Origin of the sequence: Trichlorobacter sp. (assembly GCF_030247655.1) — a bacterium.
In the GTDB taxonomy this organism is placed as follows: domain Bacteria; phylum Desulfobacterota; class Desulfuromonadia; order Geobacterales; family Pseudopelobacteraceae; genus Trichlorobacter.
The window spans coordinates 1-10,171 of record NZ_JAOTRZ010000101.1; the positions used below are offsets into that span (position 1 = coordinate 1).

8 protein-coding genes and 1 pseudogene are annotated in these 10,171 nt (G+C 54.2%); 5 read left to right on the forward strand and 4 right to left on the reverse strand.

Going from position 1 to position 10,171, the window contains the following annotated elements; all coding sequences use genetic code 11:
* The 3 genes from OEL57_RS09960 to lhgO all read left to right on the forward strand — a co-directional run.
* Window positions 1–902, forward strand: a 902-nt coding sequence (locus tag OEL57_RS09960) for a fibronectin type III domain-containing protein (RefSeq protein ID WP_300740179.1), incomplete at its 5' end; no start/stop codon positions are given.
* A gap of 320 nt (window positions 903–1,222) precedes the next feature.
* On the forward strand, window positions 1,223–1,810 hold the full coding sequence (locus tag OEL57_RS09965; protein WP_300740182.1) for an anthranilate synthase component II: 588 nt from the start codon (window positions 1,223–1,225) through the stop codon (window positions 1,808–1,810).
* Window positions 1,807–3,018, forward strand: a complete 1,212-nt coding sequence (lhgO, locus tag OEL57_RS09970; protein WP_300740185.1) for an L-2-hydroxyglutarate oxidase — start codon at window positions 1,807–1,809, stop codon at window positions 3,016–3,018. The genes OEL57_RS09965 and lhgO overlap by 4 nt, the downstream gene beginning before the upstream one ends.
* On the opposite strand, the gene sbtM is transcribed toward lhgO, so the two are convergent.
* The 3 genes from sbtM to OEL57_RS09985 all read right to left on the reverse strand — a co-directional run bounded on the left by sbtM (window position 2,997) and on the right by OEL57_RS09985 (window position 5,415).
* Window positions 2,997–4,595 (reverse strand): thio(seleno)oxazole modification radical SAM maturase SbtM, encoded by a 1,599-nt coding sequence (gene sbtM, locus OEL57_RS09975; protein ID WP_300740187.1) that lies wholly within the window; start codon window positions 4,593–4,595, stop codon window positions 2,997–2,999. The genes lhgO and sbtM overlap by 22 nt on opposite strands.
* Window positions 4,596–4,698: 103 nt before the next feature.
* Complete coding sequence (gene sbtA, locus OEL57_RS09980; protein ID WP_300740189.1) at window positions 4,699–4,992, reverse strand: SbtA family thio(seleno)oxazole RiPP natural product precursor; 294 nt, start codon at window positions 4,990–4,992, stop codon at window positions 4,699–4,701.
* A 93-nt stretch (window positions 4,993–5,085) separates the two neighbouring features.
* Window positions 5,086–5,415, reverse strand: a complete 330-nt coding sequence (locus tag OEL57_RS09985; RefSeq protein WP_300740191.1) for a hypothetical protein — start codon at window positions 5,413–5,415, stop codon at window positions 5,086–5,088.
* Window positions 5,416–5,628: 213 nt separating this feature from the next.
* Here OEL57_RS09985 and OEL57_RS09990 point away from each other — a divergent pair, with 213 nt between their 5' ends.
* Window positions 5,629–8,322 (forward strand): valine--tRNA ligase, encoded by a 2,694-nt coding sequence (locus tag OEL57_RS09990; RefSeq protein ID WP_300740193.1) that lies wholly within the window; start codon window positions 5,629–5,631, stop codon window positions 8,320–8,322.
* A gap of 14 nt (window positions 8,323–8,336) precedes the next feature.
* A complete protein-coding gene (locus OEL57_RS09995) occupies window positions 8,337–9,587 on the forward strand; it encodes a tetratricopeptide repeat-containing glycosyltransferase family protein (RefSeq protein ID WP_300740196.1) in 1,251 nt (416 codons plus the stop codon).
* Window positions 9,588–9,832: 245 nt separating this feature from the next.
* Here the strand turns inward: OEL57_RS09995 and OEL57_RS10000 are convergent.
* Window positions 9,833–10,057 (reverse strand): annotated as a pseudogene (locus OEL57_RS10000) (BPTI/Kunitz-type proteinase inhibitor domain-containing protein); the annotation flags it as partial.
* Between the last annotated feature and the right edge of the window lie 114 nt (window positions 10,058–10,171).

Here is a 10,171-nt window from a genome sequence, read left to right on the forward strand (position 1 = left end):
GTTGGGGCAGTAAAGGAGACGGTAACGGCCAGTTTTCTTTTTCAGGGGGTATTGCGGTTGACAGTAGCGGTAAGGTCTATGTTGCTGACATATACAACAACCGTATCCAACGTTTTGCCCCGGTTCTGGTGCCCGGTGCGCCGACCATCGGTACGGCAACTGCCGGTAACGGCCAAGCCACTGTTTCTTTTACAGCTCCTGCAAATGATGGTGGTAATGCCATTACTGCCTATACGGTGACTTCAGCTCCCGGAAACATAACTGCAAGTGGAGCTGTCAGCCCCATAACCGTTACCGGACTGACCAACGGCACCATCTATACCTTTACCGTGAAGGCAACCAATGCGGCAGGCAGTGGCCCGGCATCAATCGCCTCAAATAGCGTGACGCCCCTGCAACCGATGGCTACCCTGACCGTTTCTATTGGCGGAAACGGAAGCGTCAACAGCGATCCCGCTGGAATTTCCTGTACTACCGGGGCAGCTGCAGGATGTAGCGCTTCATTTGCGCAGAACAGCAGTGTCCAGTTAACGGCAATGCCTGACAGACTTTCGTTGCTTGATCATTGGCTGGGATGCAGTCCAACAATGGAAACGGTATGCACGGCAACTGCTGATGCGACCAAGACCATTTCGGTTTCATTTTTTACGGCCCCTAAAGCGCGGGTCGGCTCTAGCAATTACGGCAGTTTTGATGATGCCTATGACGGCGCCAATGGTGGTGCAGTTATAAAACTGATTGAGGATGTGCTGAGCTTTAGCCGCAGTATCAATAAGCCATTGACGCTGCAAGGTGGCTATGTTGCCGGTTTCGGTGGCCGCAGTGGCTACACCACCCTGGAAGGCACACCGTTAATCATCAGCAGCGGCAGTTTGCTGTTGGAGCAGATTATTATCAAATAACTACTTTCAAATAACTACTTGCAGGTTTTCCTGTTTGATAACGGCTGTCGGTCCTGTTGGACTGGCAGCCGTTTTGAGTTCTTGAGGGACAGAGAAGCGGTCTGTTTTTGTTGGTGTCAGCAAATATCTGTTCCGTTGCCATTGAAAATCATTGAATATGCTGGTGATTAAATAAGACGCTTTTGAAAAACAGATAGAGCCTAATGCAGATCCCCTGACGTGCTGTCAGGGGATTTTACGTTGGAGGGGCTGGATGAAAGGCTTGACCTGATGTTCAATATACGGATAATGACTCCTTCATCCCAGTTAAGAGGTCTGCCATGCTTTTGATGATTGATAATTATGACTCGTTTACCTTCAATATTGTCCAGTACCTGGCCCAGTTGGGGGAAGAGGTGAAGGTGGTGCGCAACGATGAAATCAACGTTGCGGATATCGCTGCCCTGCGGCCTGACCGGATTGTGGTGTCACCCGGCCCCTGCTCTCCTGAAGAGGCCGGTATCTCGGTGGCAGCCATCAAGGAGTATGCTGGAAAAATCCCGCTGCTGGGGGTCTGTCTGGGACATCAATCAATTGGGGCGGCCTTTGGCGGCAAGGTGGTGCGCAGTGTCTCGTTGATGCACGGCAAGACGTCGCCGATCCATCACGACGGCCGTGAACTGTTTGCAGGTTTACCCAATCCGTTTAATGCCACCCGTTATCATTCACTGGTGGTGGAGCGTGCCAGTCTGCCGGACTGCCTTGAGGTGACCGCCTGGGTGGATAATGGCGAGATCATGGGTCTGCGTCACCGTGAGCTGCCGGTCTGGGGGGTGCAGTTCCACCCGGAATCGATCCTGACCGAAGGCGGCATGGAGCTGCTGGATAACTTTATTAAACTTTCCAAGCAGCATCCGGTGCAGCTATGAACAGCCAGCCGCGTTGCGACTACCTGATTGTCGGGGCCGGGATCATCGGTCTGGCCCTGGCCCGTGAACTGAAGAACCGCTTTCCGACCGCCGATATTCTGGTGATTGACAAGGAAGCGGATGTGGCCTTTCACGGCAGTGGGCGTAACAGCGGGGTGCTGCATGCGGGGTTCTACTATTCGGCTGATTCGTTGAAGGCCCGTTTTACCCGTGACGGTAACCGGATGATGACCGATTATGTCATTGGCCGTGGTCTGGCCATCAATCAGTGTCACAAGGTGGTGGTGGCATCGGATGAGAGCGAGATTGAAGGGGTGCAGGAGTTGCAGCGTCGTGGTGAGAAGAACGGCGTGGATGTGCGGATCATTGATGAGCAGGAACTGGATGAGATTGATCCTAACGCAAAGACCACCGGGATCGCGCTCTATTCTCCCACTACCGCCACGGTTGATCCGTCCCTGGTCTGCCATGCCCTGAAAGAGGATCTTGAAGCGCTTGGTGTCCGTTTCCTGTTTGGTCATGGGTATTTGAGGCGCCAGGGAGATGCAGCCATTGTGACCACCGGCGGCATGGTGCTGGAGGCAGGTCTGGTCATTAACGCGGCTGGTCTGTATGCCGACACGGTTGCCCGTGATTACGGCTTTTCACAGAACTACACCATTATCCCGTTTAAGGGGATCTACCTGAAGTATACCGGTACGGACAAGCCGATTCGTACTAATATTTATCCCGTGCCTAATCTGAAAAATCCGTTTTTGGGGGTCCATTATACGGTGACCGTGGATGGTACGATCAAGATCGGCCCCACCGCCATACCGGCTTTCTGGCGTCAGAACTATGTCGGGCTGGAAAACTTCAGCCTTGGTGAGCTGTTTGAGATCATCGGCTGGGAATCACGCCTGTTTCTGGGGGATAACTTCGGTTTCCGCTCTCTTGCTCTGTCGGAACTGAAAAAATATGATCGCAGCTACTTTACTGGTCTGGCGGTCAAGATGGTGAAGCAGATCAATACCGCCGGTTTCAACCAGTGGAGCAAGCCGGGTATCAGAGCCCAACTTTTGAATACCACCACCAAAGAATTGGTGCAGGACTTTGTCGTGGAGGGTGATAGCCGCAGTGTACACCTGCTGAATGCGGTTTCACCAGCCTTTACCTGCAGTTTTCCCTTTGCCGCCTGGGTGGTGGATCACTTTGTCCTGAAGCAGTAAGGGTCTTTGCTGGTCAACGGGTCATGGCCAAAGCTGGCGGTTACGGCCAGGCAGCCACCGCAGACCGCGCGTAGTTTGCAGCCGTTGCAGGCGGTTGAACCATCCCGGTAGCGCGCAGCCGTTTCCGAGTTATAGACATCTTCCAGGCTCTGGTTCAGAATGTTGCCGATGGGAGAGGGAAATTTGCGGCAGGCATGCACCTCACCATCGGACAGGATGGCAACAAAGTTAAAGGCGGCACCGCAGCCGAATCCGGCACAGCCGCCGAATAACGGTTTATCCTGATCATCGTAGATAACGTTGAGCAGGCTGTCTTTCAACGCCAGCACCGGATGGGTCGGCATGGCTGCCACATACTGTTCAAGAAATGCCTTGTATTCCTCACGGGTGGGCAGAGCCAACCGTGCCCCTTCGCCAAACAGTGCCAGTCGGTTGAAGGTCAGTCCGCCGGTAATGCCTTCCAGCATTTCCGCCAACGGGATCACCTGATCAAGATTGTCCCTGGTCAGGGTTAGCATAACCATGTTCGGTACCCCCAACTCGGTCAGCATTTCAAGAAATGCAATCGTCCGTTTGAAGTTGCCTTCCCCCCTGATGCTATCATTGTGTTCTTCAAGCCCTTCAAGACTGACCTGATAGTAGACCGGACGCTGGATCGCCATAATCCTTTCGATGTTGCCGCGTTCGGTGGCGTTACCGAGGATGGCGGTCATCAGGCCATGGTCAGCCGCCGCTTGATAGATCTGGAAAAAATCCGGATGGAGCAGTGGATTACCGCCGCTGAATGAAACCTGGGGCCGCACAAAGCGGCTCCAGCAGAAATCGCGCAGTTCCTGCATCAATGAGCCGACGCGGTCAAGGGGGAATGCGGCCCGCTGGCTACGGTCATAGCAATGCTTGCAGGATAGATCGCAACTTTGGGTTAGATGCCACTGCAGGGTAAACACCTCCGCAGCAATGAAACGTTTGTCATTGGCCTGTGATACGATAGCAGGCGTACGGCGCAGACGTGATGCCGGTGCCAGCAAAACCCCTTTGCGGACAGCGTCCCACAATACGGCGTCGAACAGCGCAATCGGCTGGTTTGCCTGTTGTGCCGCCTCTTCCGGGGTAATCCCTTCGCTTACCATCTTCAGTGCAAGCAGGTGGTCTGGCAGAGCCGTTTCAAAGCGAAGGTTCTTGTTTGTCGGGTCAGACCAGATCAGCACCAGCTCTTCACCTGCTTCAATCCGCTCCATATCCTGTTTTTTGGCAAAGGTCAGCAGGGTCAGCAGATGTGTCCAGGGAACCGGCAGTAGTTGCAGTGAGGGGTTGATGGTCAGAGCCTGCAGCTCTTCGGGCTGCGGCAGTGGAATGTTCATGGCCCGGTGACAGCCCAGTTCCAGCCGGGCCAGATCCGGCAGCCATTCCGGGTGGGTCAGGCCGGCTACCTTTTCAAGCTGGACAGGCACGGTTTCAGGATCAAGCTCATGCAAGGTTATGCCGATCAGACGATTCCAGGCATCCTGTCCCAGCAGTTTTCGAGTCGTGGGGAAAATGGCGGGCCTCCTGATAAAATAGGTGGTTGCTCTAAACAACGGGCGACAGAGATGAGTATACCCTGCCGCCCGGTCATGCTGCTATAGTGTTTTTCTATTTGGCGCTCCCGGCGCCGGTTGAGCCGCCTCAACCACTTGAACCTCAGCCACTTCCGCCCGGCTTTGGCGCCGGTTTTTCTGCAGGCTTGCTCTCTGCAGGTTTCTTGTCATCCGTGGGCTGTGTAGCATCTTTGTCTTTTGGTGTCTCGGCGCTCCCGGCGCCGCTCTTACCGCCTCAGCCACTTTTTCCGGCTTCCTTTTGCGGGGTGCTCCCGGCACCCTCTTTGCCGCCTCAACCACTCGCGCCCTGGGCGTTGAGCGGAACAACCGCCATGCCTGCAACGAGGCTGGCGATGCCCATTCCTGCCAGGATAGACTTCAACCGGTCCTTCTCCATAGCAAACCTCCTGCGTGGATTTTTGGCGGTGAATACACCGCCTGCAAGTGATTTTAGCAATAGTATTTCGGTTGTCAAATCGTATTACTCGATTTATTGCTTGGGAGGCGTGTCAGGTTTTGCTGCGCCACCGCAGCCGGATGCTCCACCGCACCCGCTGGCACCTTTTGCCGGTGCTGGTTGCTCTGATTGCGGTTTTTTCATGGCTCCTCCGCAGCCACTGGCACCATCGTTTTCATGTTTGGCACACTTGGGGCACTTCTTCATGCCGCCGCATCCGGTAGGGCCTGACTCTGAGGCAGGTTTTCCGTTTTCAGTCGGTGCAGCTGGCGTCGTTTCAGCAGCTGAAACAGATGCCATGCCAGCAATGAGGGTGGTGATACCGAGACCGGCCAACAGGTTGCGCATGGATTGATGTTGCATGGTGGAATCCTTTCACTACTGTTTTAGTTGGTGCCCATGGTTTTGATTCGCATCTTATTAGTCAAGATAACAATTTGCATATTAGTTGGTCAATGTCGATTTTAATGAGGACTGCGTGGCAGGCCTTGCTTGAGCAGAACCTTGACCATGCTACTATCACAGGGTATATAACTATATTCACGCAAAAATATGTAAAGGCAGGGTTACCACGTAATGTCCAACAAAGAACTGGCAAAGGGGTATGAACCCCATGATGTAGAGAAAAAATGGTACGATGAATGGCTTGGCAAAGGCTACTTTCATGCTGATGAAGCCTCTCCGCGTGCGCCCTACAGTATCGTTATCCCCCCCCCAAATGTTACCGGCGCCCTGCATATGGGGCATGCCCTCAATAATACTCTGCAGGATATTCTCTGCCGCTGGAAGCGGATGACCGGTCACAGTGTACTCTGGATGCCCGGCACCGACCACGCCGGTATCGCCACTCAGAACGTAGTGGAACGTCAGCTGGCTGCAGAAGGCAAGGATCGCCATGATCTGGGCCGTGAGGCGTTTATTGAGCGGGTCTGGCAGTGGAAGGCTGAATCCGGCGGTCAGATCATCGGGCAGCTGAAGCGGTTGGGGGCCTCCTGTGACTGGGATCGTGAACGTTTTACCATGGATGCTGGCCTGTCCAAGGCGGTCCGCACCGTGTTTGTCAAGCTGTATCAGGATGGCCTGATCTACCGCGATAATCGACTGATCAACTGGTGTCCCCGTTGTCACACCGCTCTGTCTGATATTGAGGTTGAGCATGAAGAGAAGAAGGGGCACCTCTGGCATATCCGCTACCCGGTGGTGGGGCAGCCGGGCCGTTTTGTCACCGTCGCCACCACCCGGCCTGAGACCATGCTGGGTGACACCGCGGTGGCGGTCCATCCTGAGGATGAGCGTTACGCGGATCTGCACGGTGCCAAGGTGCTGCTGCCACTGGTAAACCGCGAGATTCCGGTGGTTGCGGATGACTACGTGGACCGCGAGTTCGGTACTGGTGTGGTCAAGATCACCCCGGCCCACGACTTCAACGACTTTGAGGTGGGGGCACGTCACGGTCTGGACAAGATCAATGTCTTTGATGAATCAGGCATCATCAATGCTGCCGGACATCAGTATGAAGGGCTGGATCGTTTTGCTGCCCGTACAAAAATTGTAGAGGATCTGGAGTCTGCCGGACTGCTGGAAAAGATTGACGACCATGGCCTGTCAGTGGGGGGCTGCTATCGCTGCAAGACCGTGGTGGAGCCGTACCTGTCCTTGCAATGGTATGTCAAGGTTGGTCCACTGGCAGAAAAGGCCCTTGCTGCGGTCAAGGATGGTCGTACCCGGATTCTGCCCAAGCAGTGGGAAAATACCTATTACGACTGGATGGAGAATATCCGTGACTGGTGTATCTCCCGTCAGATCTGGTGGGGCCACCGTATTCCGGCCTGGTTCTGTGACCATTGCGGTCATATCACCGTGTCCATGGATGATCCAACTGCCTGCATCCAGTGTGGAAGTGACGAGATACGTCAGGAAACCGATGTGTTGGATACCTGGTTCTCATCAGCCCTCTGGCCGTTTTCCACCATGGGCTGGCCGGATAAAACACCTGAGCTAAAACAGTTCTACCCCACCGCTACCTTGGTGACCGGTTTCGATATCCTCTTCTTCTGGGTGGCCCGGATGATGATGATGGGGCTGCATTTTATGGATGAGGTGCCGTTTAAGGATGTCTATATCCATGCCCTGGTGCGGGATGCCCATGGCCAGAAGATGTCAAAATCCAAGGGCAATGTGATCGACCCGCTGACGGTGATTGACCAGTATGGCACGGATGCCTTCCGATTTACCCTGGCCGCCTTTGCTGCCCAGGGCCGCGACATCAAGCTGGCTGAAGAGCGGATTTCTGGCTACCGTAATTTCTGCAACAAGGTCTGGAACGCGGCCCGTTTTACCATGATGAACCTGGAAGGGTTTGCACCTGATGCGCTGGTCTTTGAGGACCTGCGTCTGAGTGAGTCGGATGAGTGGATTTTGCATCGTCTGAACGAAACCGCCCGCGCAACCAACCAGGCACTTGAGGAATACCGCTTCAACGAAGCGGCCATGACATTGTACCAGTTTACCTGGAGTGAGTTCTGTGACTGGTATCTGGAACTGTCCAAGCAGGAGCTGTACGGTGATGACCCGATACGCCGTCGCACCACCCAGTATGTGCTCTGGACCGTGTTGGAGCATCTGCTGCGGTTGCTGCACCCGATTATGCCGTTTATCACAGAAGAGATCTGGCAGACCCTGCCCAAGGGTGACCGTTGCAGCCTGCGTGGATCTGGTGGCGACTGGCAGCCTTCGATCATGCTGGCACCGTATCCGCAGCATCGTGAAGACTGGCAGTTTGAAGATGCCGCCAGCCGGATGGAGCAGGTGATGGAGGTTATCTCAGCCATTCGTACCATCCGTGGTGAGATGGAGGTTCCCCCATCCCGTGAAATAACGGTCATCCTTTCCACCGATTCCCAGCAGGCACAGGATCTGGCCTGTCTGTTTGAGTCAAAGATTAAAAGCATGGCCCGCGTGGGACAGCTGACCATTGGGCGTAATCTGCCAAAGCCGGAGGATGCCTCTGTGCAACCGGCAGGTAAGTTCCAGGTCTTTGTGCCATTAAAAGGGTTGGTGGATGTGGCTGAAGAGGAAAAACGGCTGCTGAAAGAGATCGGCAAGCTTGATAAAGAGATCGAGCAGTTCTCGAAAAAGCTCGAGAACCCCAGCTTTGTTGATCGTGCTCCGGCGGATATTGTTGCCAAGGAAAAGGCAAAGCTGGCTGAGGTCACCGCAAAGAAGGCGGTACTGGAAGAAAGCCTGGAGAAGATTAAAAAGCTGAAATAGCCAGAGGAATAGTGATGGGTGAGCTGGAAAGAATACTGCGTGAAGGCGCAGCATTGCACGAGGCCGGTCGGTATGATGATGCCCTGGCCCTGTACGATGACGCCGTAGGACGCTGGCCCACTCTGGCGCTGCTTTGGAACAACCGTGGCAACACCCTGCTTGAACTTGGTTTTTTCGATCAAGCAACCAAAAGCTATCAACAGGCCTTGCAGCTTGCACCTTCTTTACATGACAGCCGGGTGGCGTTAGCCACCTGTTTGCAGATGCAGGGAGAGGTCCAGCAGGCGTTGGTTGAATGTGCAAAGGTGTTGAAGGTTGCGCCTGAGCATGCTGAAGCCCATTGGAACTATGCCCTGTTACTACTGCTGCAGGGCAATTATACTGCCGGATTTCGGGAGTACGAGTGGCGCTGGAGAAAGCGCCGCTTTACCTCGCCACTACGGGAGTTTTCTCAGCCACGCTGGTCTGGTGGTAACCTTTCCGGCAAGACGATCCTGATCTACGCAGAGCAGGGTTTTGGCGATACCCTGCAGTTCTGCCGCTACCTGCCGATCTTGGTGCAGCGGGGCGCCCAGGTGTTGTTTGAATGCCACCAGCCGCTGGTTGCCCTTATGCAGAGCCTTGGCTCCAGCATTACCGTGCTGCCCATTGACCAGACACTACCTGATTTTGATTGCCATCTGCCTCTGCTTTCACTGCCGTACATGCTGGGCAGCACCCTTGAGACGATTCCCGCTAAAATTCCTTATCTTGCAGCCTCTGAGCGGGTTGTGCCGTTCTGGCAGAGCGTTATGCCGTTGAGTACTGGCCACAAGATAGGACTTTGCTGGGCAGGCAAGTCCTATCCTGACCCGGGCCGACGCTGCCCGCCTGGCTTTCTTGCTCCGTTAGCTTCCCTGCCGAACGTAACCTGGGTTTCTCTGCAGATAGCTGAAAAAGAGTTCCGGCAGCCGTTTCCCTTGCTTGATCTGACTATGCTGGTACAGGATTTTGCCGACACCGCTGCCCTGCTTGAACAGCTTGACCTGGTGATAACCATTGATACGGCGGTGGCCCATCTGGCCGGTGCCTTGGGCAAACCGACCTGGCTGTTGCTGCCGTTTGCACCGGATTGGCGTTGGGGGCTGGAACGGAGTGATTGCCCCTGGTACCCGACCATGCGTCTTTTCAGACAGCAGGAAGCTGGTGACTGGAGCCAGGTGGTGGGAGAGGTTTCCTCAGGGTTGAACAGGTTGATCTGCAGGCATTGGTCAAACATCACCTGAGGATTCAGTTCTGCCGGTGTTCGCCATGCAATGCCGTACTTCTTTTGCAAAATCTGCTTCTTCGTTTCCCATATGATATGTACAAACCCCATGCTACCTTTGCGAGGATGCTCTGCAAGGGATGCCTTCACCTCCTCATCGATCTTTCTGAAAATTTCAGTATAACGAGGGTCCTCCTCCACCGGATCATAATAGAGACCGGATGCTCGCTTTTTTAGAACCGGCTGTAACTTTTCACACTGTTGTTGGCACTCCTCCAGACTGTTAAAGGGCACCACCGGCCCACACCCATCGTAAAAATAGGGTCTGCAGACGCCTGTGTCCGGATCAACGTAAAACTTTTCAATCATCGCCTTGCAGCGGCCATTTACCGGTTTTTGACGACATTTTTCCGGTAGTTCGTTGCCAAAGGCCAGTGCCGTAAAGCAGAGAGCGGTCAATATAATCAGAATAGGGCGAACAGGGAACATGACTGACCTCACTTTGTTCTGGTGGCTGACTGTGCTGGCAACTATATCAGTTGTAGATGAATCCGCAACACGATCATGACACTGTTCAGTTGTGTGGTAAAATGGAAACTAATT